The organism is Actinacidiphila bryophytorum, from assembly GCF_016916835.1.
Taxonomy (GTDB): domain Bacteria; phylum Actinomycetota; class Actinomycetes; order Streptomycetales; family Streptomycetaceae; genus Actinacidiphila; species Actinacidiphila bryophytorum.
In genome coordinates, this window is record NZ_JAFFIX010000029.1 from 40307 (window position 1) to 63618 (window position 23312).

Annotated in this window: 21 protein-coding genes; 4 read left to right on the forward strand and 17 right to left on the reverse strand. The window is 71.3% G+C overall.

Going from position 1 to position 23312, the window contains the following annotated elements; translation table 11 throughout:
- Positions 1-10: 10 nt before the first annotated feature.
- Genes epsC through JT723_RS30445 form a run of 6 tightly spaced genes read right to left on the reverse strand, consistent with a single transcriptional unit; the run spans position 11 to position 5554 of the window.
- Positions 11-556 carry a serine O-acetyltransferase EpsC gene (gene epsC / locus JT723_RS30420; RefSeq protein ID WP_307793989.1) on the reverse strand — a complete coding sequence of 182 codons (546 nt, stop codon included), beginning with the start codon at positions 554-556 and terminating at the stop codon, positions 11-13.
- A 1-nt stretch (position 557) separates the two neighbouring features.
- Positions 558-1163, reverse strand: coding sequence for a class I SAM-dependent methyltransferase (locus JT723_RS30425; protein WP_205048074.1), 606 nt, complete (start codon positions 1161-1163; stop codon positions 558-560).
- A 59-nt stretch (positions 1164-1222) separates the two neighbouring features.
- On the reverse strand, positions 1223-2266 hold the full coding sequence (locus JT723_RS30430) for a PLP-dependent cysteine synthase family protein (protein WP_205048075.1): 1044 nt from the start codon (positions 2264-2266) through the stop codon (positions 1223-1225).
- Positions 2263-3195, reverse strand: a complete 933-nt coding sequence (locus tag JT723_RS30435) for a formylglycine-generating enzyme family protein (RefSeq protein WP_205048076.1) — start codon at positions 3193-3195, stop codon at positions 2263-2265. The genes JT723_RS30430 and JT723_RS30435 overlap by 4 nt, the downstream gene beginning before the upstream one ends.
- Before the next feature lie 53 nt (positions 3196-3248).
- The gene (locus tag JT723_RS30440; RefSeq protein WP_205048077.1) at positions 3249-4931 is read right to left on the reverse strand and encodes a WD40 repeat domain-containing protein; all 1683 of its coding nucleotides are present in this window, start codon (positions 4929-4931) and stop codon (positions 3249-3251) included.
- Entirely contained in the window at positions 4928-5554 is a 627-nt protein-coding gene (locus tag JT723_RS30445; protein WP_372441394.1) for a GTP cyclohydrolase II, read from the reverse strand. Before JT723_RS30445 ends, JT723_RS30440 begins: the two co-directional genes overlap by 4 nt.
- Positions 5555-6384: 830 nt before the next feature.
- Between JT723_RS30445 and JT723_RS30450 the strand changes: the two genes are divergently transcribed.
- Positions 6385-7347 (forward strand): helix-turn-helix transcriptional regulator, encoded by a 963-nt coding sequence (locus tag JT723_RS30450; protein WP_205048079.1) that lies wholly within the window; start codon positions 6385-6387, stop codon positions 7345-7347.
- A 62-nt stretch (positions 7348-7409) separates the two neighbouring features.
- Here JT723_RS30450 and JT723_RS30455 read toward each other — a convergent pair whose 3' ends face one another.
- Together JT723_RS30455 and JT723_RS30460 are read right to left on the reverse strand one after the other, a co-directional pair.
- Complete coding sequence (locus JT723_RS30455; RefSeq protein ID WP_240166421.1) at positions 7410-7802, reverse strand: PPOX class F420-dependent oxidoreductase; 393 nt, start codon at positions 7800-7802, stop codon at positions 7410-7412.
- 62 nt (positions 7803-7864) lie between these two features.
- A complete protein-coding gene (locus JT723_RS30460) occupies positions 7865-8458 on the reverse strand; it encodes a dihydrofolate reductase family protein (RefSeq protein ID WP_205048080.1) in 594 nt (197 codons plus the stop codon).
- A 156-nt stretch (positions 8459-8614) separates the two neighbouring features.
- Here JT723_RS30460 and JT723_RS30465 point away from each other — a divergent pair, with 156 nt between their 5' ends.
- Positions 8615-9034 carry a hypothetical protein gene (locus tag JT723_RS30465; protein WP_205048081.1) on the forward strand — a complete coding sequence of 140 codons (420 nt, stop codon included), beginning with the start codon at positions 8615-8617 and terminating at the stop codon, positions 9032-9034.
- Here the strand turns inward: JT723_RS30465 and JT723_RS30470 are convergent.
- The gene (locus JT723_RS30470; RefSeq protein ID WP_240166422.1) at positions 9031-9819 is read right to left on the reverse strand and encodes a dienelactone hydrolase family protein; all 789 of its coding nucleotides are present in this window, start codon (positions 9817-9819) and stop codon (positions 9031-9033) included. The two genes, JT723_RS30465 and JT723_RS30470, sit on opposite strands and share 4 nt — an antisense overlap.
- Before the next feature lie 684 nt (positions 9820-10503).
- Between JT723_RS30470 and JT723_RS30475 the strand changes: the two genes are divergently transcribed.
- Positions 10504-11025: a hypothetical protein gene (locus JT723_RS30475; protein ID WP_205048082.1), complete on the forward strand. Its 522-nt coding sequence runs from the start codon at positions 10504-10506 to the stop codon at positions 11023-11025.
- Between the two features lie 13 nt (positions 11026-11038).
- A complete protein-coding gene (locus tag JT723_RS30480) occupies positions 11039-11794 on the forward strand; it encodes a hypothetical protein (protein ID WP_205048083.1) in 756 nt (251 codons plus the stop codon).
- Between the two features lie 81 nt (positions 11795-11875).
- On the opposite strand, the gene JT723_RS30485 is transcribed toward JT723_RS30480, so the two are convergent.
- Genes JT723_RS30485 through JT723_RS35560 form a run of 8 tightly spaced genes read right to left on the reverse strand, consistent with a single transcriptional unit; the run spans position 11876 to position 23241 of the window.
- Positions 11876-12898: an ATP-grasp domain-containing protein gene (locus JT723_RS30485; protein WP_205048084.1), complete on the reverse strand. Its 1023-nt coding sequence runs from the start codon at positions 12896-12898 to the stop codon at positions 11876-11878.
- Positions 12891-13553 carry a GAF domain-containing protein gene (locus JT723_RS30490; RefSeq protein ID WP_205048085.1) on the reverse strand — a complete coding sequence of 221 codons (663 nt, stop codon included), beginning with the start codon at positions 13551-13553 and terminating at the stop codon, positions 12891-12893. The genes JT723_RS30485 and JT723_RS30490 overlap by 8 nt, the downstream gene beginning before the upstream one ends.
- Entirely contained in the window at positions 13543-14427 is an 885-nt protein-coding gene (locus tag JT723_RS30495; protein ID WP_240166423.1) for a S8 family serine peptidase, read from the reverse strand. The genes JT723_RS30490 and JT723_RS30495 overlap by 11 nt, the downstream gene beginning before the upstream one ends.
- Positions 14420-17611, reverse strand: a complete 3192-nt coding sequence (locus JT723_RS30500; protein WP_205048086.1) for an ATP-binding protein — start codon at positions 17609-17611, stop codon at positions 14420-14422. Before JT723_RS30500 ends, JT723_RS30495 begins: the two co-directional genes overlap by 8 nt.
- Entirely contained in the window at positions 17608-19008 is a 1401-nt protein-coding gene (locus tag JT723_RS30505; protein WP_205048087.1) for an MFS transporter, read from the reverse strand. The genes JT723_RS30500 and JT723_RS30505 overlap by 4 nt, the downstream gene beginning before the upstream one ends.
- Positions 19005-19907, reverse strand: coding sequence for a DUF6895 family protein (locus tag JT723_RS30510; protein WP_251513103.1), 903 nt, complete (start codon positions 19905-19907; stop codon positions 19005-19007). Before JT723_RS30510 ends, JT723_RS30505 begins: the two co-directional genes overlap by 4 nt.
- Positions 19904-21115: a radical SAM protein gene (locus tag JT723_RS30515; RefSeq protein ID WP_205048088.1), complete on the reverse strand. Its 1212-nt coding sequence runs from the start codon at positions 21113-21115 to the stop codon at positions 19904-19906. The genes JT723_RS30510 and JT723_RS30515 overlap by 4 nt, the downstream gene beginning before the upstream one ends.
- Positions 21112-23241 (reverse strand): glycosyltransferase, encoded by a 2130-nt coding sequence (locus JT723_RS35560; RefSeq protein WP_240166424.1) that lies wholly within the window; start codon positions 23239-23241, stop codon positions 21112-21114. The genes JT723_RS30515 and JT723_RS35560 overlap by 4 nt, the downstream gene beginning before the upstream one ends.
- Positions 23242-23312 lie beyond the last annotated feature (71 nt).

Here is a 23312-nt window from a genome sequence, read left to right on the forward strand (position 1 = left end):
TGGTCCCTCCTCAGATTCTGGTTCGCGCCGTGGTGACGGAGGCCGGAGCCCGCACCACGCTTTTGGGCGGGACGTCGGTGAGGACCAGGGCATGTGCACCGATGACGCAGTCGTCCCCGACCTCGATGCGGCCCAGGATGGTGGCGCCGGCGCCGATGACGACCCGGTCGCCGATGATCGGGTGCCGCCGCTCACCGACCGGCAGGCGGTTGTCGCGCCACCAGCCGACGGCTCCGATCGTCACCTGTTGGAAGATCGTCACGTCGTCGCCGAGCACCGCCTGTTCGCCGATGACCACGGAGCAGCCGTGGTCGACGAACAGGCGCCGCCCGATCCGGGCGCCCGGATGGATGTCCACGCCGCCGGAGCACCTGCGGCCGATCAGCGTCACCAGCCGGGCGGGGACCCGAAGGCCCCGCAGGTACAGCCGGTGGGCCGGGCGGTGCAGCCAGATGGCCGGCAGGTGTGCGGCGAGCAGCGCCTCCAGGGTCGAACGCGCCGCCGGGTCCCGCTCCCGAACCACCCGCAGATCCTCGCGAATCGTCCCGAACAGCACATCAGCCCCCAGGAGCCTGGGCGATCAGCAACTGGTAGGCCCGGCCCGGCAGCCGGCGAGGCACCCGGCAGCGGGCGACGACCGTGAACCCGGATCCGGACAGCAGCGCGTCCGCCTCGGCGTCGGTGAACGACCGGGACAGCCGGCCGCTGTCGTCCCGCTGCAGCTGGCCGGCCGCGGCCTGTTCCTCGTCGGTGAACAGGCTGATCGCCAGCAGACCGCCGGGGGCCAGCAGGTCCCGCAGCCGGCCCAGGTAGCGGCCGTACGCGTCGGGCTGCTGATGGTGAAGGACGCCGTTGTCGACGACGGCGTGGAAGCCCGGGGCCACCGGGACGTCGGTGATGTCTCCTACGTGGTAGGCGACCCGGTCGCCCCAGCGCGCGGTGATCTCCCGCCATTCCGGCAGTTCGACCAGGTCCACCGCCACGACCCGGTGTCCCAGGGCCAGCAGGACTTCGGCGTCCCGGCCGCGGCCGGCGCCCACGTCGAGGACCAGGCTCTGCGGCGCGAGCCGGTCGTTCAGCAGCGGCACCAGGTGTGCCATGGCCGGCTCGCCGGTCCACACGTCCCGGCCGACGTCGTAGCGGCGCTGGAAGTCGCGTCCCATCACCTGTACGTAGCCGTCTGCCTGGGAGCTCCGGGGTGCGAAGTCCTCACTGAAGTGCGTCAAGAGATCCGCTCCCATTCCTCGGGGGTCCCGGCATCCGGGAAAACCGTGACGACGACGGCCGGCCGCGGCAGTTCGGCGGCGATGCGCCGGGCGATCAGCCAGTTGGCGGCTGCCGAGCTGCCGATCCGGACACCGGTGCGCCGGTACATCTCAGCCATGGCTTCCAAGCAGCGCGGATAGGACACCGCATGGTGCTCGACCTGCGCGTCGTGCAGGGTGACGAACGGCTGCCGGATCCCGTTGCCGAACCCGCCCGAGCCCGCGTACTTGGGCAGGCCGTTCGGCGGTCGAGCGCTGCCGTAGGGCAGCTCCTGCGGGGTCACACCGATGAGCCGGACTGTGGGATGGCTCCGCCTCAGTGCCCGGTACACGCCGACGAGGGTGCCTCCGGTCCCGATCGACGCCACCCAGGCCGTCGGCGTCCGGCCGGCCAGCTGCCGGACGATCTCCGCGCCGGTGGTCCTCTGATGGCACCACAGGTTCGCCGGGTTGCGGTGTTGGTAGAGCAGAGTCCAGTCGGGCTCCTTGGCCGCGATGGCGTGCGCGGTCCTGACGACCTCGAGGAAACCCAGCTCCCGGTCGACGAGATCCACCAACGAGCCGTTCGCCGCCAGATCGTCCAGCAGGCTCTTCGGGCTGGCCGAGGACAGCACGAGCCGGGATGAGATCCCGAGAGCGCGGCACAGCTGGGACAAGGACCGCGCGAGGTTCCCGCCGGAGTACTCCAGGATCCGCAGCTCGGACAGCGGCCGGTCGCCGTGGTCGCGGACCGCCTGAGCCAGCAGGGCGTAGGCGACCCGGTCCTTGATCGAGCCCGCCGGGTTCTCCCATTCGCACTTGGCGAGGATCGCCGCCCCGCCCCCCTGGGCCGGGGCCGGCATCAGCGAGGTGTCGCCGAGCGTGGCCGCGAAGCTTGCGAAGGCGGGATACCGGTCGCTCACGTCGGAGTAGCCGCCATGACCGTCGGCCTCGATGGGGCCGGCGTCCGCACTCTCCGGCAAGTGGAAGGGTGCTTCCAGCGGCACGGGTGCTGCGGTCATGGCGTCTCCGCCAGCCGGAAGCCCATGGCGTAGATCGCCTTCCCGTAACGGCCGTGCCGACGCCGGCATCGGGCCAGGTCCCCGAAGCGGGTGAAGCTGCCGCCCCGGGCGACGCGGTAGCCGCCGGTCTCGCGGCGCAGGTCGTCGTCGACCACCGACCCGCCGGGGTACGGCGCGTATTCGTCGGCCACGTACTCCTCCACATTCCCGGCCATGTCGTCCACGCCGAAGGGGCTGCGTCCTGCCGGGAACGCCCCGACCGGGCTGGTGCGCAACGGGCCGTGCTCCACGGTGTTCGCGCGATCGGTCTCGAACGTGGCGCCCCACGGGTACTCACGGCCGTCGCCGCCGCCGGCCGCGTACTCCCATTCGGCCTCGGTGGGCAGCCGGAACCGGCGGCCGGTCCGGGCGGACAGCCAGGCGGCGTAGGCGTCGGCGGCCTCGGCCGGGACCGTCCAGACCGGATGGTTGGCGAGTTCCAGGGGGTACGTCCCGAAAGTCCACGACGTCGGCAGCCAGGGCGTCCCGCTCTCCGCGGCGAAGACCCGGTACTCGTGATTCGTCACCGGGAAGCGCGCGATCCGGAAGTCGGCCAGCCGGATGTCGTACTCCGGGGTCTCCTTCTCGATCCACTCCCGGATCACACCCACGGGCCGCCATCGTTCGACGACCCGCTCCAACTCCTCGGTCGACAGCCCCAGGCGCACCACTTCGCCCGGGACGTCGACCATCACCGGGTCGAACGGATCGATCCGGGGATCACCGGCCAGCGCGAGCAGGGTGCCGGCGGCGTACCGTTCGGCGATCGCGGCCGTCGGCGATTCCAGAACCTCGACCAGCTTCTGCGGTGTCAGCTCTCGCAGCCGCTGGACGGCCCGCGCCACGGCCTCCGGCTCCAACCGGGTCACCAGGGTGGGGGGCAGGCCCATCGCGTCCCGGTCCCCGAGCTCGTTCGGGTTCCGCGTCAGGGTGAACGGTGCGGTCACGACAGGGCCAGCGAGATGACGTACACCGAGCCGTCGTAGGAACCGGCCAGCCAGCGGTTCCCGTCGGCGTCGAAGTGCAGCGAGGAGATGCCGGAGGTGGTGGGACGCGTCGTGACCGGCCAGGTGTTCGTCTCCCGGTCGTAGACCGCGACGATCCCGTTGTAAGAGCCGGTGGCGATGTGACGGCCGTCGGCCGAGGCAGCGATGCACTTGATGGAGTGGTCGTGCGGCGTCTCGACGATCTGGGCTTCCATGCCCGTCCAGATCCGCAGCCGGAGATCGCGGCTGATGCTCGCGAACTGCTTCGGCCCCAGTTCCGCGCAGCCGTTGGCGATCTTGTCGTGCGCGTCGGCCAAGCGCCCGGTCTGCTCCAGGCCCGACACGGAGAACCATGAGGCCCCGGTGTCGGCGCACACGGAGAAGATCTCATCGCCGGCCACCGCGACGTCCTTCACGGCATTGGCATGCAGGCCCAGCGTCGCCACGTGCCGGAACTCGGGGGCAGTGGTGAACACCAAGCCCTCACCGGTGTAAGCGCCGATCACGACATGCGGGACGCCGTCCCGTTCGAAGGCCGCGCCGCAGTTCAACGGCGACCGGTGCTGGAACAGGCGCTCGCCGGTGTACGCGTCGAACAGCACGCCCATCTGTCCGCCGGTGACCACGCGATCGCCGACCCGGACCAGGAAGTTGCACAGGCTGCCCAGGCTCTGCCGCTCGACGCCGTCCTCCCACAGCAAGCCGCCGTCGCCGATGGCCAGCGTCCGGCCGTCGTTCCGGATCACGGCGTTGACACCCTCGGTGGGCTCCACGCCGCCGAGGTCCCAGACCTCCTCGGGGATGCGGTAGGTCGCGTAGCTGGCACCGAAGGTGGCGAACACCAAGGTTGCATCGTTCAGGAAGGCGCACGAGCGCGGCCACACCTCGCTGGGCAGGCTGGAGGAGGCGACCTGCCGGAAACCGTCGCTGACGTCCCACACCCGCAGCGCGCGGTCGTAGCTGAGGCTCACCAGCAACTGGTTGCCCGCGTTGTACACCAGGCGTTTTATGCCGGCGTCGTGGGCCGGGTGCCGGGTGATCCGGTCGCCGTCCAGCACGATGATCTCGCCCTCGTCGTTGCCGGCGAACGTGGTGCCGTCGGCGGCCAGTGCCACCGTGTCGGTCTCCACGCCGCCCAGGTCGATGTCCGCGACGGCCTCCGCGCCGTGGAGCGACCAGCGCTTGATGGTCCCGTCGTCGCTGGAGGAGATCAGCTCGTCCGCCCGCTCGGTCCAGGCGACCGAGATGACGTCGGCGGTGTGCCCCTCGAAGACGTTGCGCAGCGCTCCGCCGAAGTCGTAGACGCGGACGCGGTGGTCCCGCGAGGCGGTCGCGACCAGCGGTTCGGTCGGATGGAACACCGACATCTCGACGTCGTCATCGTGATCGGAGAAGACGGTGAGGAGCTTCAGGTCCGGCACTGACCACAGGCGTGCGGAGTAGTCGCTGGAAGAGGTGAGCAGGTACTTCCCGTCCGGGCTGAAGCTGACCTGGTTGGCCAGGTGGTCGTGGAAGGAGCGGGCCAGCGGCTGCTTGCGGTCCGCGGCCCACAGGATCACCTGGTTGTCGTAGCCGGCCGTGGCGACGAACCGGTCGTGGTAGGCGGCGATGCCGCTGATCGGTCCCCGATGACGAATCACGATCCGGCCCTCTCCAGTTCGATGGCGTGCCGTGCCTCGACGACCTTGGCCTTGAGATAGCGGTAGTTGTCCGGGTTCGAGTGGACGTCGGTACTGAACACCGAGCGCAGGACTATGCCGGCGCCGCGGAGTTGTTCGACCTTGTCCGGGTTGTTGGTCAGCAGGTCGATCTCGTCCACGCCCAGAGACCGCAGCATCTGCGCGGCCACCGTGTAGTCGCGCTCGTCGTCGGCCCGGCCGAGCTTGCGGTTGGCGGCGAAGGTGTCCAGGCCCTGGTCCTGCAGACGGTAGGCGTCGAGCTTGTTGTACAGGCCGATGCCGCGGCCCTCTTGCCGTAGGTACAGCAGGTAGCCGCCGGCACGGTCGATCTTGGCTATGGCCTCGTGCAACTGCGGCCCGCAGTCGCAGCGCAGCGACCCGAAGACGTCTCCGGTGAGGCACTCGGAATGCAGACGGACGAGCGGCACCCGGCCGGGCTTCCCTATGCGGACTGCCAGGTGCTCGCGCCGGTCGGCCAGCCCGTGGAAGCTGATCAGCTCCGCGGGCACCGAAGAAGGCCCCGCCTGTAGCGCTATTGGCGTCCTGCCGCGGATGGTCGGCACGTGGTCCGAGGTTTCACCCACGTCGCCTGAGGTTGCACTCACAAACATCCCCCCATGGTGGAAAGGTGGTTATGTGAACTTCCCGCTCCGGCCATCGCGGCGGACGGATCAAAGGCCCCGTAGTCGCACAGCGCGGTGGCGGTGCCACCGGGATCGGCGAACTCGCCCGGAATCCACATGAGACGTTCACGACTCGTCTCGCCTAGAGCGGCTATAGCGAGAACCAAGAAAGCGTTATGTCATGTCCGGTAGCGTCGAAGGCATCCTCTGTGAACCCTCACGGAGTTGCAGAACGGCATGCCTGAGCATATTCCGGGTATTGCAGACCGCCGCCGGCGCAGCTACTCTGACGAATCCATGCCAATAGCAGACGGCGGGACCGGGCGGGAATCACCGCGCTGCCGTCCCAGCAGAGCGGAGGTCGCGGTGGCGTGCGATCCAACGCGCGGCCATAAGGCTGTCCCACCGTGCCGGTAACGCCTACAGCGAGGTCGGAGCCGAATGACTGCTGGAGGCCTCCGGCCACCCGGTGTCTGCCATGACGGTCCGGGACGCCGACTGGTGAGCGGCGCCGAGCCCGGCGCCCGCACCGATCAGACCCAGCACCGCCAGTGCAAGAGCCGTGAAAACAGTGATCCGTTGCATGCCAGTCCTATTCACGGGGTTGGTGACAGGTTGCTTGACGCGGACAAGCGTAGCTATCGCACTCGATGTTCTCGGCCGGTCGAACCTTCCGGAACCTGCACATCGGCTTTCTGGAGGTTCTAATAGTGGTTGAATCCGGGCGTAGTCTCCCAGAACTGACCGAGGCAGCGGTCGCGGTATACCGGTGCGCGCTTGCGGCGGGGCGCTTGGACAAGGAGTCGGTCAACGCCACCCGCATAGACGGAGTGGCAGCCGAAGATGTGGAACCTGCGATTCAGACCCTTATCAGGTTATCCTTACTTTCTCCTGATCCCGACACCGGTGCGCTGCTGCCTCTCAGCCCGGGTCGAGCCACCGGTATAGCGGTCAACGCGTTCGAGGCCCGCCTCGCTGACGAGGAGGTGCACCTGGCCCGCGAGCGGGCCTCGGCAGCGGCCCTGCGCCAGGCGCTCGCCGTCCTGAGCACCGAGTACTTCCGGCTCCGGGCCGACGACGACGGCCCGATCCAGCTGCTGGAGTCCGGGCACGCCGTCCGCCGGCTTCTCGAGGAACACTCCAACGCCTGCCGTCAGGAAGTCGCGACCTGCCAGCCCGGCGGCCCACGGCCGGTGGCGGAACTGTTCGACGCCCAGCACCGCGACCTGGAGCTGGTACGTCGCGGCGTCCGCTTCCGCACGCTGTATCAGCACTCGGCGCGGTTCGACGGCCCGACCATCGACTACGCGGCGACGCTGTTGGCCGACGGCGGCCAGATCCGCACCTCGACCACCTTGCCGCCCCGGATGATCATCATCGACGACGTCGCCTTTGTCTCCCGGGACAGCGGCCTCCCGGGCGCCGTGGTGGTGCGGGAACCGTCACTGGTCGCGTTCCTCCGCTCGGTGTTCGACACGGCGTGGGAGGACTCGTTCCCCTTCCAGACCGGTGCCAAGCCCAGTGCGGTCGCGATCGACGCGGCCCAGGAGAAGCTGCTGTCCCTGTTGGCCGAGGGCCTCAAGGTCGCGGCGATCGCCAAACGTCTGGGAGTTTCTGAGCGTACGTGCCAGAGCTACCTGAAGGTCCTCTTCCGGCGCCTCGGCGTCGTCGACCGGTTCCAGGCCGGCGCGGTCGCGCAGCACTTGGGGCTGATTGATCTGTCACATCGTCACGGGACCTCGCCGAGAGAGTAACCACCTGCGGCTGGAAGCAGCGGCTCGTGGTGTGCCTGACGGCATACCGGGCCTGCGAGGAGTCAGTTCATGCCGACGCTCTGCCGGTCCGGCTCGATGAGGAGGGCGACGCGCTCGACGTCGCGCGAGTACGGGCCGCCGATGTATTTCTCCGCGATCCGGTCGACGATCTCCCAGCCCTCGTCTCCCGCTACCCATTCCACGACCCTGCCGCGGACCAGCACCGGTTCGAACGGCTTGTCGGGCGGCGTCAGCGAGATCGCGACCCGGGGGTCGCGCCGCAGGTTGCGGGCCTTGCGCGAGTCGGGGCCGGTGAGCACGACGATGTGCTCGCGGTGCGTGCCGATCCAGACGGGGACGGCGTGCGGCCCGCCGTCGGGCAGCACGGTGGCGAGGTGGGCGATCGGGGCGCCGTCGAGTACGTCGCGGACGTCGGTGTGGATCATCGTGGTCATCTCCTGCTGAGTGCGAGGGGTGGGGTGACTGCCGGAGGGGGTGGTGGTGGCCGGGGCTGCGATCAGCGCTCGACCGCGTAGTGAAGGTGGGTGACGCCGGGCGCCGGCACGGATTCCATCAGCCGCAGCCGTACATGGCCGGGCAGGCTCTGGAAGAAGGGCCGGCCGCCGCCGAGCAGGACGGGCACCTGGTGGAGGACGACCTCGTCGACCAGGCCCGCCGCGAGCGCTGCGGTGACGACTCCGCCACCCATGAGGCCGACGTCCTTGGGTCCGGCCGCCCCGCGGGCGGCGGCCACCGCGTCCTCGATGCCCGAGGTGACGAGCGTCTGCCGCTCGGTGATCTCCGGGGCGGACCGGTGGCTGAGCAGGAACAGCGGGGCCGTCGGGTGCGGGCTGCCGCCGCCGAAGCGGCCGGAGTCCTCGTACGTGTTGCGTCCGGCGACGATGGCGCCGGTGCGGGCGGACAGGGAGTCGAAGAGCCGCGCGCCGGCCGGGCTCAGCTTGAAGCCGTCGAACTCCTGGCTGGGCGTATCGCCGTCGAAGTACCAGTCGAAGAGCTGGGTGCCGTCGCCGAGGCCGCGCCCGGGGCCTGCGTCGCGGCCGGTGATGTATCCGTCGACCGATACCGCGTGGGCGCTGAAGACCTTGCTCATGTCCGCGTTCCTCTCTGGGGTTCCCTGAAGAGACGCCATGACCGTACCAGATGGCGTTCCCTCAAGGAACCCTGATTGCCGGACTGCTGCCGTCAGCGCACGAGCTTCAGCGGACTGGCGTGCTCGAACGGCACCCGTTGCACCACGTTGCCGTCGGTGGCCAACGCCGAGACGAGCAGGAGGGTCAACGTCGCCGCGATCCGCTCTCTGTCAGGCAATCAGCTCGTCGCGACCTCCACGCTCACTCCTGCTCAGACCTTGACGGCGGGAGACTGCACCCAGGTCGGCACCTCGTCACCGACCCTGATCCTGACGGACGGTGGTTTCGGCGACGTCAAAGTCGACTGGCACGGCGTGATGAGCACGAGCAGAAGCTTCACGGGCGATGTCCGGCATGCGCGGTTCGACCTCAAGAACAGCGCCGGAAATATCGTGAGAGCGATTGACGGTCTGGACGGCCCCGAAATGGTCTTCAACCGATTCATGGGCTACGACTTCCATCGCTTCACCACAATGCACATGGCTCCACGCGATTTCCTCAGCATCGATGAGGTCGACTGGTGGGGAGACTGCTAATAATCGTCAACCCCGGCACCAGGCCGCACAGGCGGACCTGGTGCCGCTGGTCGAGAGCATACGGTTCCTGCCGTCAGGCACTCGGCCAGCAGGTCGACGACGTCGCGCCAGGCCCGTTGCGCGTGGCGGGGGTGGTAGGCGACGCCGGGGACTATGGGGTGGTCGACCGGTGGGTGGTGGAAGGCGTGCAAGGCGCCGCCGTACACCACGAGGCGCCAGTCGACGCCCGCGGCCTGCATCTCGGCGGTGAACGCCTCCCGTTGCGCGGGCGGCATGACCGGGTCCTCCGACCCCACCCCGGCCCACACCGGGCAGCGAATGCGCGCCGCCTCGCCCGGGCGGCCGGTGGCCAGGCCGTTGACCGTTCCGATCGCGCGCAGGTCGGCGCCGTCGCGCCCGAGTTCCAGCGCGATCACGCCGCCGGTGCCGTAGCCCACGGCGGCGATCCGGTCGGGGTCGGTACGCGCTTCAGCGCGCAACACGTCGAGCGCCGCATGGCCGATACCCCGCATCCGGTCGGGCTCGGCGAGCAGCGGCATGCATCGGGCCAGCATCTCCTGGGGGTCACCCAGGTAGCGCCCGCCGTGGAGGTCGAAGGCCAGCGCCACGTATCCCAGCTCCGCGAGCGCATCGGCCCGGCGGCGCTCGACGTCACTGAGCCCCATGCCCTCCGGCCCGACAAGCACCGCGGGCCGGCGATCGGCTCCGGCCGGGAGTGCGAGGTGGCCGATCATCGTCAGTCCGTCGGCCGGGTACTCGACCCTGCGCGTTGCGATCGTCGTCATGCGACCGGACCGTAGTGATCGTCGGGTCCTGTCGAGCCGCTGTTCTGCCGCGGGCAGAACGATGCGGTATCCCCCTTAATGCAGTGACACGTCACCATTATGCCGCGGAGCCCGCTCACGCGGCAGGGGTCTCAGATCGACTCGGCCTCCCCCCGGCCGACGTCGACCTGCTCCTGGCGGAGTACGAACGCCCCTCGCCGCGCGGGGAGTTGGCTCTCCCTCGGGCTCGCCGCCGGGGATTTCGGAATGCCGGGAACTGACCCGGCTCACAGCTGCGGGAGCAAGATGCTTTGTTCCTCGTAGGGTTTCATGATAAAAATCCTCCACTGCAAGTCGCCCAGAGAGTACTGAGGAAGGGCCGGCGGATCCGTCCTGTCCTTGACGGATCCGCCGGACGGTCACCGGCACGCGCCCAGAGTGCCGACCGGGAACAGCCTTACCCGATAACCGTGTTCGACGGCGGGGAAGCTGTTGCCCCGAACGACCCCTCGGCCGATCCCGTCCCTCTTCACGGCGCTCCCTGCAGTTCCACCGCGCGGTGCGCGAAATCCACACGAGGGGACAGCTATGTCCAGAGTGTCACGCAATGCGACGGCCGTGGCCGTCGGAATCATCGGCTGGGCCGCGGTCTTCGCCACCAGTGGCGCAACCAACGCCATGGCAAACACGCTGCCATTCGACAATATGTATCCGACAGAGAATGCGAACTGGCCGTGCGTCGACTACGGCGTCCACGGGAACTTCTGCCAGACGGACAACAGCACCCTGACCGTCTGGCTCCAGGGCACGTTGTCGAGCGGGGACAAGACCACCGTCAAGGGCCGGCTGGCCAACCAGTACAGCCCCACCGACCTCGCCGTGCAGTATCCGGCATCGCCCTCGTACAGCGGAAGCGCCGAGACGGACATCGTCTACCAGCAGAGCACGTCCGGGATGAGCGGCAGCACCATCGGCTTCACCTGGTGCGATGACGCCGTCTCCAGCACTCGCTGCGACCAGCAGTACGTGCGGTTCCGCTACCACGGCATCGACGCGGAGTTGGCCTGCCACGAGACCGGCCATGCGGTCGGCCTCACCCACGGCCAGAACGCCTTCCCTGCGGTGGCCAACGACAACTCGTCGCTCGGCTGCATGGAAACGCCCGACATCGGCAACCGGCCGTCGCTCGGGGCGACGAACGTCGGCGCGATCAACGCGACGTACTGAGAGGCGGAGACCGATGAAGCTCAGAATCAAAGTCACGATGGGCACGGTGCTCGTCGCGGCGGGCACCTGTGCGGCGCTCACCGCGGGCACCCTGGCCGTGGCCGCCACCGGCTCGTCCAAGCCGCCGGCGCCGAAGGTCGTGGTCGCCGACGGCGACGACCTGCTGCCCAGCGCCACCGCGACCGACTGGGTCACCTACAGCGACCACCTCGCCGTGGTCACCGTCACCGCGGAGCACGCGCTGCCGGCGTCGGCGGAGGAGGTCGCGGCGGGCGAGGGGTTCATCCCCCGGGTGATCACCGCGCACGTCGACAAGATCCTCTGGTCGCGGCCCGACGCGCCCGCGGCGCCCACCACGATGGACTGGGACCTCGACGGCTGGACCTTCCACGGCGACGTGCAGACCCCGGTACGCCTGGACGGCGAGCCGAGCATGGCGGTCGGCGAACAGTACGTCGTACCGATCACGTACCTGAGCCCCACCCTCACCGTCAACGAGGCCGGCTGGGAACCGCTCAGCACCGAAGCGCTGCTGCCGGACGCCAACGACACACTGGGCGCCGGCGCCCAGGTCATCGGCTATGACGGACCCGCCTCCGACCCCACCCACGAAAGCGCCGTCAAGGACGACGCGTGGGGCGGCACCCCGGAAGAACTCGCCGCGACCCTGGCCGCGACCGCACCCGACCCGGCCGCGGCCCCGTACATGCAGTTGCCCCCCGACGTGCGCTTCGCGAGCGTCAACAACTCGGACCACACGACCGGCTGACACCTCACGGTCCCCTGCCCGCCAGGTCAGGGGACCGCAGCGGCCGCACGAGCCTGCATCCCTCCGGCACGGCATGGGGCTTTACGGGTCGGAGCCGTCAGTTTGGGGGAACTCCTCGCGATCCGGCGCGGCGCGGTGCAACGCCGCGAGCATGGCCGCCACTGCCGCGGTGACCGGGGTGGTGTGGGTCTTGCGTTCCGCCCAGCGCCAGTCGCCGTCCGGGTTGACCTCCAGGAAGACCGGTGTGCCTGCGCAGAGCAGGAAATCGAAGGCGCCGAAGTGGAGCGACATCGCTGTGGCCAGGCGGGTGGTGGCCTCGGCCACCGACGGGGGCGGGGGCACGGCGCTGACGCCCACCGTGTCGGGCGCCAGCCACAGTGCGGCCGCCGAGCCCTTGTCGATGCGGAACGCGTAGAGCTGCCCGGCGACGTAATAGACCCTCAGCTCCGCCTCGTGCTCTACGTACTCCTGGACGACGACCGGTGGCCCCAGGCCGGCGGACAGCGTGTGCTGTTCGACGACGACGGGAAACACCCCGCGCGGCCGGCCGGGTTCCGGCTCGACGAAGTGCCGGTGCACGGCCTTGACCACCAGCCGCCGGCAGCCGAATTCCGCGAAGGCGCGGTACGGGTCGGTGGTCACCAGCGTGCGCGGCACCGCCACCCCGTGCCGCCGGGCGAGCTCCAGCTGGGCCAGCGGCGCCGGCGCGGAGGCAGGCAGGCTCGTCCCGGAGACTCCGGCCAGCGAGACCGCCGCCGCCTGCCAGGACTCCCGCAGGAACGCGATCCGCGCAGGGTCCCCCGTGCCCTCGATCGCGGCGGGAGCGAAGTGCCTGGTCCAGGTCACGGTCGGCGTCAGCCAGCGCCCGTGCAGCCGGGCCGCACGCCGCTGCGGATCCACCGTGATTCCGGTGTCCGCGAGTTCGTCGGCGTTCAACCGTGCGGTCCGGATCCCCGCGCCGGCGAGCAGGCGCTGTACCGCGTCGAGATCCGCGTCGCAGGCCCGGCTGAGCAGTACGACGGCGGGCTCGGTCCGTGGCCGTACGTCAAGGGTGTGGTCGGGGGATGTGAGCTGGGAGAGGAAGTCCTGGTGGCCGTCAGCCATCGCCGTCGGCGGGCACGTCAGCGGGCACGTCGGCGAGCAGGTCGTCGGCCATCGTCAGCAGCCGGGTGACCGTGGCGCTCACCTTCTCGTCGGCCCGCGGCAGCCGCTGCGCGACCCGTTGCAGCAGGGGTGACAGATCGGGCCCGGTCTTCGGCGCGGCGGCTTGCTCCGCCTCGCTCTTGCGGAGCTGGACGATCAGGTCCAGGACGGTGGCCATCTCGATCGCGAGCAGGCCGAGGGAGGCCATGTCCCCGAGGTCGGAGCGCGGGCGGCTGTCCCGGTCGAGTACCTCCAGCACTCCGATGCAGTCGCCGTCGCAGATCAGTGGCGCGGCCATGATGCTGCGCGGCACATAGCCGGTGGATTCCGCCGCGTCGCGGGCGAACTGGGGGTTGTCCGTGACGTCGTCCACCACCAGCGGCTGCCCGGACACCATCGCCCACCCGGCGATCCCCGTACCGCCGGGGAAACGTGAGCCCAGCAGATGGCGCTCGCCCTCGCCTGCCACAGCCTCGAAGACCAGGTCCCCGTTGCTGGGGTCCACCAGCATCACGGAGGTGGCCGCCGCGCCGAAGACGCTGCGGGCGACTTCCACGATGGACTGCAGCAGTCTGCGCTGCGGGATACCCGCGCTTTCCAGCACATCAGTCGACACGCGCGCCTCCATCTCCATCGGGTACGGCTACGTTCTCGGCGGCCAGGTAGAGGACGGACTTCAGCTGGAACGGGGTGAGCCAGCGGTGTTTGCTGAGGATCAGCGCGCAGATGCCCGCGATGTGCGGGGTCGCGAAGCTGTTCCCTGTGGTGAGGATCCGCCGGCCGCCGAGTCCTGCGACCGGCACCCGGACGCCGCGGGCGTAGAACTCGACCGGTGGCGCGGGGTTGTAGTAGTAGGTCATCGGGTCGGGGTTGTCGTGGCTGGCGACGGAGATGACCGAGGGGAAGCGCCACGGGTAGCTGTGGACGGGCATGTTGTGGGCGGATGCGACGATCACACAGCGCCGGAAGTAGGCGGAGTCGGCGAGGTCGCGCAGGGCGGCGCGGAAGTCGGTGCGGGTGGTCGACAGGCTCATGTTGATGACGTCGAAGCCCTGCTCGACGGCCCAGCCGAGCCCGGTCAGCAGGGCGGCGCCGCTGCCGGTCTTGCCGCTGGACAGCACGCGTGCCGAGGTGAGCAGGGCGGCGGGGGCCAAGGAACGGATCACGCTCGCGCAGGCTGTGCCGTGCCCCGCGTTGTCCACCGGGTCTGTCGGTACGACCTGGAGGCCGCCGTCCTCGTCGGCGATCACGTCGACGGCGCCGTCCAGGCCGCCGACCAGGGGGTGATCGGCCTCGACGCCGCTGTCGAGCAGGCACACCCGGATCCCGGAGCCGTCCGCGCCGCCCCAGGCCCACTCGGGGGTGACCGTCCCGAGGGGGCTGACGTCGAAGCGTTCCTCCGGCATCGCGGAGGCGGGCATGCTCCATGCCGGGACGCCCGGGAAGTGATCGCGCGGCGGCCTGCGCCACGGTGTGCCGGTGTCAGTCAACGGTGCCTCCTTCCTTCCTGGCGGTGAGCCAGTCCCGCACCCGGGCCGCCGGCAGTGCGGCGCCCTTCGCCTCGAACTTCCCGAGCGCGGTGGCCGCTTCCTCGGTCGCCCGGCCGGTCGCGCCGGCGGCGTGGAGGACGACCGCCAGGTCGAAGAAGGTCTCACCGGCCAGGGTGAGGTCGTCCGAGCGGGCGGCGAGGACGCAGGCGGCGGTGGCTTCGGCGAGGGCGTCGTCGTGGGCGCCCCGGGCGGAGGCGATCCGGGCGCGCAGCGCGGCGGAGGCGATCCGTGTGCGGGGACTTGGGGCGACGTCGTTGCTGCCCGTCCCCTCCGTGCTCCCGGAGCCCGCCTGGCCGAGGGCGCTCGCCGCGGCGGCGAGCTTGCCCTGGGCGAAGAGTTCCCTGGCTATCGCGATCTCCGTGCCCCGGGTGTCTGGGGCCTTTTCCGCGGAGCGGAGCACGTCCAGGCTCTGCCGGTAGCGGGCCTCCGCCACCTCGTGCTCGCCGGCGAGCGACTCCACGTAGCCGGAGGCGTCCAGCACCACCGCGTCGGCCAGGTCGAGATGGACGTCCCGTGCGTACGTGAGGGCCTCGGCCAGTGTGCTCCTGGCCCCGGTGACGTCCCCGCCGAGTGCCTGCAGCCGCGCCCGCGTCACCAAGACGGGCATCAGCAGCACCCGCGCGGCTGCGAACCGTTCGCAGAGCTGGGTGCACAGTTCGAGTCCCGTGGCGACGGGTGTCGGCGACCACTGGGCCAGCTCGCAGCGGGCGCACAGCAGCAGGTCCTGCTGGTAGCCGTCGTTCAGTGCCCGCGCCCGGTCCAGTCCGCGGCCGATCAGCCTCTCCGCCGAGGCCGCGCGCTCCGCGGTGAGTTCGACGTGGGCCTGGAGCTGGTACAGCCGGCACCAGCTGAGGTCGTCCCCCGGGTCGAGCTCCGCGGCGATCTGCGCCGTCTGGTCCGCCACCACCGCGGGCGGGGTGAGGCCGAGCCGCAGCGTGACGATCCCGTGCTGGATCGCCCGGGTGGCCGCGGCGGCGGGGTCGTCCGGCTGGGCGGCCTCCGCTGCGGCGAGGGCGCTGTGGCAGCGCTGCTCGTCCTGGAGCCAGATGCCGGCGTCGCAGATGTTCAGGGCCAGCGGGGTGTGCCGGCGGTCACCGGGGGGCAGCAACTCGCGGCCGCGTTCGAGTAGTTGGATCGCCGCCGGCAGGTCCTTGCGGGCGAGCGCGCTCATCCCTTCGCGGATCAGCGTGTCCGCGGCGACCCCGGCGAGGCGCGGCAGACTCCGGTCGCCCGGCCGCAGCTGCCAGCTCAGTTCCCGGCTCGCCTCGACATGGACCGCCACCGCCATCGCGTCCGGCGGCCGCTCGTCGGCGAGCTGGTCGGCCAGGAAGCCGTGCCACTGCTCGCGGCGGCTCTTGGGAATGAACTCGTACGCCGTGTCGCGCAGCAGGGTCTGCGTGAACCGGAAGGTCCCGGCCGACCCGCGTTCGAAGATCCGCCGCCGGGTGAGCCGCGCCACGTAGCCGTCGGTCGCCGCGTCCCCGATCCCGTCCGTGCCGGCCATCGCCCGGAGCAGCTCCGGGGTGAACTCGCGGCCGATCACGCCGGCCATCTCCAGCAGGGTGCGCTCGGTGCCGGGCAGCTGGTCCAGCCGTGCTCCCAGCATCGCCTGGGTGGTGGGCGGGATGTGGGTACTGGGGCCGGTCTCGGCGAAGACGTCCAGGAGTTGCTCGGCGAAGAGCGGGTTGCCGTCGCAGAGGGCGGTGACCCGGCGCAGGAGGTCGTCCGGTCGGTCGCCGGGGTACGGATCGCTGCGCGGCGCCAGCCGGCCGACCAGCTCGGCCGTCTGCTCGTCCGTCAGCGGGCCGAGTTCCAGCGTCGCGGCCCGCGGGTTCCTGGCGCCCCAGGAACCGCGGAGGTCGAGCAGCTCGTGGCGGGCCACGCAGAGCAGCAGGACCGGGACGTCCTGCAGCCAGGTCGCGATGTCGTCGATGAGGTCGAGGAGGGTGGGCTCGGCCCAGTGGAGGTCCTCCCAGATCATGATCACGGGCCGCTCGCGGCCGAGGACCTCCAGGAGGTGCCGGACCGCGCAGGCGATGTCCTCGACGCCGACGTGGCCGGGCCGGCCGTCCTGGCCTGTGCTGTTGCCGTCTGCGCCGTCCCGGCCGAGGACCGCCCCGAGGGCGCGCACCACCAGGCTCTGCGCCGTCCCGCGGCCGCCGCCGGAATCGGCCTCCACCAGCCGGACCAGCTGCGGCCATCCCCCGGGAAGGGACCGGAGCATCTCGGCCAGCGGCTGGTACGTGATGCCCCTCCCGTACGGCGAGCAGTGCCCGGTGAGTACGGTCGCCGCACCTTGCGGCATGTCGGCGAGGAACTGCCGTACGAGCCGCGACTTGCCGATCCCGGGTTCGCCGAGGACCGTCGCGAGGCACACCTGCCTGTGCTGCCGGACCTGCCGGAACCCGTGCTCCAGCTCTTCCCGCTCGTCGTCGCGGCCGATGAACGGGGCGTCCGGCAGGGGGTTGTCCTCGGCGGGCGACCGGTCGGTGATCCGCCAGGCCGGCACCGCGTGGGCTTTGCCTTTCAGCCGCAGCGGCGCGACCGGTTCGACGCCGATGCGGCCCCGTACCACCGCCGCGGTGTCGGCGCAGAGCAGCACCTCGCCCGGCCGGGCAGCCGTCTGCAGCCTGCTGGCGGTGTTCACCGAGTCCCCGATCACCCGGAAGTCGTCGCCGACGGTCGAGACCACCACGACGTCGCCCGTGCAGATCCCGGCCCGCGCCTGGAGCCGCACCCCGTAGTCGGCGCTGAGTTCCGCGCTGAGCCCTTCGAGCGCCGCGAGGGCTTCGGTGGCCGCCCGCGCCGCGCGCAGCGTGTCGTCCTCGTGTGCCACGGTGGCGCCGAAGGCGGCGAGGATCGCGTCGCCGATGAACTTCTCCACCGCCCCGCCGTGTTCTGCGATGCACGCTCCGCAGCTGGCGAAGTACCGGTCCATGACCTGCCGCAGCGGCTCGGGGTCCAGCCGCTCCGCCAGAGCCGTCGAGCCGACGAGGTCCATGAAGAGCATGGACACCCGTTTACGGGTCTCCCGCCGCGGCGCGTCAACGGCCAGCGGCGCCCCGCAGCCGGCGCAGAAGCGGTCGGAGTCGGCAGCGGTGCGCCCGCAGGCGGCGCAGTTCACGGGCCGGCCTTCACGGCCGGCACCGGGTCGGGCGTCGGGGCCGGTGCGGCCTCGGTGTCGGGGAGGGCGATCCGGGCGTAGACGCCGGCGGCCACGACGAGCACGCCGGCCCCCGCGATGATGGTGTCGACGGGGGTGAAGTGCATGCCCGCGACCGTGCGGCCGAAGTGCGGGAGTCCGCCGCCGGCCAGCCAGCCCGACAGGGCCGCGGCCAGCAGCGAGGACAGCCGGGTCAGCGGGTAGAACACGGCGACGACGCGGCCGCGGAACTCCCGGGTGGTCGCCGCGAGGAGCAGCGGGGACATCGCGGTGTTCAGCGTGGTGAGCGGGATCGCGAAGGTCAGCATCAGGACGAGGCCGGCGACGACGTTGTCCTGCCGCGAGTAGACGAACAGCAGCGTGCCGGTGATCAGCAGGCCGATCCAGGTGGTGCGGCGGGCGCCGATCAGCTTCACCGCCCGGCCCGCGCACAGCGCACCGGCGATGCCGCCGAAGCCCATGGCCATGCCGAAGTAGCCGAACTGCTCGGCGGAGCCGTGCAGGTTCCCTGTGACGAAGAAGACGTTCAGCGTGCTGAGGGCGCCCATCCCGAGCTGCCCGATGGCGGCCAGCACCAGCAGCGCGACCAGGAACCTGCTGCGGGCGAAGAAGCGCAGCCCGGCCCGGAACTCGGTCAGCAGGCCGGTACGCTTCCTGCCTTCCCCGGCTGCGAGGGCGGCAGGCTCCGCGGCCCCCGGCTCCTTCTCCGGTGCGGACGCGGCCGCCCGTTCCGGTACGGGTGCCGCCGGGATGTCCACCGAGCGGATCGCGATGTACGACACGAGGTACGACACCGCGTTGAGCAGCAGTGCCCACTCCAGCCCCACGCTGAAGAGCAGCGGCGCTGCCAGCGGCGGCCCTATGATCCACGCGGTCTGGGCCGTCGCCTGCGCGATGCCCGCCGCACGGGCCCGGTCGGCCTCCCCCGACACCATCTCCGCGATGACCGAGAAGCGCGCCGGCGTGAAGAACTGCCCCGTCGAGTTGAGCACCAGCACCGACACGTAGATCAGCGTCAGCCACACGGCGACCGGCATCGCGTGGACAGGCAGCAGCGACACCGCGGTCAGCATCGCCACGATCGTCCCGCGGAGCACCTCGGTGCCGAGCATGGTGGCGCGCTTGTTCCAGCGGTCGACGAAGACGCCCGCGATGGGCCCGACGAACAGCATGGCGGCGCCGCCGGCCAGCAGCACCCCGCTGACCGCCTGCGGCGCCCAGGGTTCGCCCTTGGCCAGCACGGTGGCCACCCACAGCACCAGGGTCGTGCTGAACACCGCGTCGCCGACGGTCGACACGGCCTGCCCGAACCACAGCCGGGTGTAGTCGGGGCTGATCAGTGTCAGCCGCGCCCTCATCGGACATCCACAGTTACGGTCATCAGCGCCGTCACCAAGGTGGTGTGGTAGGCCTTCGCGAAGAAGAGGGGGCCGCAGGCGTCGTCCCGGTCGGCAGCCGTACGTCCGGGAAGTGCGCCGCTGGGCAGCTGGGCGCGGGCCAGACAGCGCACCGCTGCCGCGCCCACGGCGGTGTCGAGCGGCGTGCCGCCCAGGCAGTGCCGGGCGGTGACCAGCTCCGCGGCCAGGTCCCACCAGTCGTGCCGGACGCAGTGCTCCAACTGCCGGTCGAGCAGGTCCGCCGCGGCCGCCAGGGCGTCAGGGGTCAGACCGGGGGCGGTGCGGCCGAAGTCGCTGAGGTACGACGCGGAGTGGGTCAGCGCGTACGCCCGGGGGACCGTGACCGGGGGCTCCGGTGGACGGCCTTGGGGGGCGGCCGGCAGGGTGACCAGGACGTTCGCCTCGACGAGGTCCTCGTACGGCTCGATCGTGTGGCGGACCCCCGCCTTGTCCGCGTAGAAGCGCAGCTCCAGCCGTTGGTACGGCAGCCTCGCGCCCGGCGCCAGGTCCTCGGGTGCCGGCGGCGCACCGCCGGTCCAGGGGTCCACCCCGTGCGGCGCCAGAGCGGCAGCCACCAGCCGGTAGACGGCGGCGGCCTCGGGCTCGGCGGTGAGGAGGCCAGGGAAGCCGGGATGCTGCCATATGGTGCGGAGCAGGGCGTTGGCCTTGTCCAGCCGGGCGTCCTGACCGTCCTGCCGGGACCAGCAGTGGCACAGCAGCGCCAGCTCCAGCGCGGCCTTCGCCCGGCCGAGGCCCGGGGTGCGGGCGTCCGCCCCGAACGGGTCGAAGTAGTCGAGGTTCTCGACCATCCACCCCAGGGTGCCCGCGGACAGCCCTTCCAGATCCGCCTCTACGCTCACAGGCGCCCCGTCTCGTCGAGGTGGTCGAGCAGCGCCGCGTCGACGGCGTCACGGAACGCCGCGCGGGTCCGCTCGTTCTCGTTCTGCCGGTACAGGTCCTGGCAGCCGACCCAGCGCTCCCGGGTCACGGTGTCCGGCAGATAGCCCCCGGTCACGGTGCCGACCTCCCAGTCCGACCGTCCTGCGGTCTCCCAGCAGCTGGCCAGCGTGCCGTCGGCGCTGACCACCGCGCCGTACCGCCCGTCGCGATAACCGCAGGTGGCGCACGGTCGGCGGGCCTGCGGCCGGGACACCCGGAAGCCGAGTTCGAGCGCTCTGCGCTGCCAGCGGCCGAAGCGTGCCGACAGGTCGCCGGTGTAGAGCAGCTCGTTGGTGAAGCCGACGCCGACGTCGCCGACCGGGGCGAAGTACAGCGTGCAGCGGGAGGCGTCGAGTTCCGCAGCGAGCCGGTCGGTCAGCGTGTCGATGCCGCCGAGCGTCTCCTGGGAGACGTTCACCCGCAGGGTCCAGGTGATCGCGGTGTCCTCGCCGGCCCGCGCGATGTTGCGGACGATGGCGTCGAACGTCCCGCCGCCCTCGGCGCGCCGGACGCGGATCCGGTCGTGGTCGGGACGGTCGCCGTCGAAGGTGACCTGGACGTGATCGAGCCCCAACTCCGCGAGCTGTCCTGCCAGCTGCGGGGTGAGCAGCGTCGCGTTGGAGATCATCCAGGCGGAGGTGGGGCCGAGGGTGTCGGCGGCCCGGCGCAGCAGTTCCAGGCAGCCGCGCGGGTTGAGCAGCGGTTCGCCGCCGAAGAGCATGATCCGCAGCTTCTCCAGTCCGGCCGCGGCCATCTGCCGCTCGGCGAAGCCGAGGATCGACGTGATGGTCGGGGTGGTCAGCCGCGCCCGGGCGATCCGCGGTGGGCGGCTGCCGCGGTCGGCGTCCGCGTCCTGGCCGGTGTTCTGGAAGCAGTATCCGCAGCCGAGGTTGCACTGGGTGCTGGTCAGCACGGTGAGGGAGTAGGTGCGCGGCAGCGGGGCGCTGCCGAGCAGCCCGCGCTCGCGCAACTGCCGCTCGGTGTCCGGCCGCAGTGTGCCGCCGGCCGTCAGATGCCCGTCGCGGAGCCGGGCGACGGCGCCGTTCGGGGCGAGGAACCACCAGTTGCGGCTGCCGCGGAGGATGCGGGCGCCGCCGGTCTGTACGGGGACGGTCTCGACCGTGGTCACCGGGCAGCCCCCCGCAGTTCCGGGGTCCGGCCGGCCGGACCGGTGCCGTCCGCCCGGCGGCGAGAGATGATCAGTGCGGTCATCGCTGTCACCAGGGTCGTCTGGTACGCCGCCCGGAAGAACGCGGTGCCCCCTGCCGTCGCCCGCCCCGCGGCGGTCCGTCCGGGAATCGCCCCGTCGGCCGTCTGCGCACCGGCCAGCATCCGCAGCGCGGCCGCGTCGGTGCGCGCCGGATCGCCGCCGAGGCAGTGCTGGGCGAGCACGAGCTTCCCGGCCAGGTCCCACTCCCCCTGCCGCACGGACTGCTCGATGAACCGGTGCAGCACCCGCCGGGCGTGCTCGCGAGCGTCCTCCCCCAGGAGTGATTCCCCGAAGCCGAAGTCGGTGAGATAGAACGCGGTGTGCGCAGCCACGCACGGATCCGGATCGTCAGCCCGCTGCCCGGACAGATACCGGGCGAGCTGACTGGCATGGTACAGAGCCTGGTACGAATCCAGCTGGTGGGCGGCGCCGGCGAGATCGGCGAAGAACCGGGTGGACAGCTGGTGGTACGGCGTCTTCCTGCGCGGTGTCAGATATCCTTCGGCGGCGATCCGCTGGAGCACCGCGCGTCGCAAGTCCCCGTCCGCGGGAGCGAGCGCCGCGTACGTCAGCTGGATCGGCCGCGCGTAGTCCGGGTCGGCGGTGAGCAGACCTGCGTACGCGGGCGAGCGCCAGGCGGATTCCACGGTCGCCTGCACCTCGCGCAGACCGGGGTCTGCCGGTGCGGCCTTCGCCCAGTAGCGGCAGAGCAGAGCGAGTTGCAGCAGCGCCTTGACCCGCGGGGTGACGGGCAGTTCCGCGCGGCCGGCGGGTGAGTCGAGGTAGCCGGCGTGGACACGTATCCACTCCAGGGCACCTTCTGCCAACTGCCTGACCGGCGCCTGATCGACTCTGTGCGTACCCATGGTCTCCCTCGTGGTCGGGGACTGACGAGCCACCTGCTCGATCACATCGGCCGCACGCCCGGCGCTGTCTCCCGCGGCCAGCCTGCTGCCGAGGGCGCGTGCCCGTTCCCGCAGGCCGTCGTCCTGCCAGGCCGCGGCGAGCACGTCGGCCGGGTCGGCCGCATCCGGCAGATCGCGGTTCGGCAGGTACGCGGCCACGCCCGCGCGCAGACAGGCCCCGGACAGCAGCGGCTGCTCGGAGCCGTTGGGTGAGACGGTCAGCGGGCGCCGACGCAGCAGCGCGGCCAGAACAGGAGCGCTGGTGCCGCTGGTCAGCACCAGTCCGGCCGAGTCGATCAGCGGTCCCATCCACGGCTTGCGCACCAGCAGGATGTCCGCTCCGGGAGCGGGCTGCGGGTCGGTCGAACGGCCCTGCTCGACCACGGCCTGGAACCGGCCGCCGGTGAAGAGGGCGTTGAGGCGGGGCCAGGGGTTCTTGCCCCCGAAGAAGCGGCCCAGGTGTACGTAGACGACGGGTTTGCCGGTGCGCGCCAGATGCGCCCGTACGGCTTCGACTTCGGCTGGGTCGGCGGCGGGCTCCCAGGCCAGCGGCCCGACCTGGTGCACTCGTGCGGGCAGCACCGCACCGGGGTGTTCCAGCAGCGGGTCGCCGCGCAGCAGCAGCGCGTCGCCCGGCAGCGGGCTGCCTGCCCACCGGGAGGGCCGCGCTGCCAGGCCCGCCTGCTCGCGGGTGTCGGCGTACCACTGCAGCATCTCGGCGGTGCGGTTGCCGCGGGGCCGTCCCCACTGCCGCTCGCCGGCGCCGCCGGAGCGGTAGTCCCACAGGTGGACCGAGAATCCGATCACCACCACGGGGATGTCCAGTACCTCGGCCGCCGCCAGCGGCCCGTTGCACAGCACGGAGGTGACCAGCAGGTCGGCCCCCGTCTGCCGGGCGGCACGGGTGACCGCCTGGTACTGCTCAAGGCCGGTGGTCCCCCACCAGGTGGGCGAGAAGGCCCGCCGTCCGCCGAAGTCCTCCGCCGCCGCGAACGGCAGCCCGGCCTCGGCGACGACAGGACCGGCGGCCGCGTGTCCGAGCACGCTGACCCGATGACCCCGCCGCTGCAGCCGGCGCCCGGCCGCGAGCGCCGGATACAGGTAGCCGCCGCTGCTGTGCGGGCACAGCAGGATGTTCATGGGCCCTCCCGGCCGCCGCGGCTGGGGTGCGCTCGAAACGTGCGGAGCGCACCCCAGGGGCCACCCGGCTT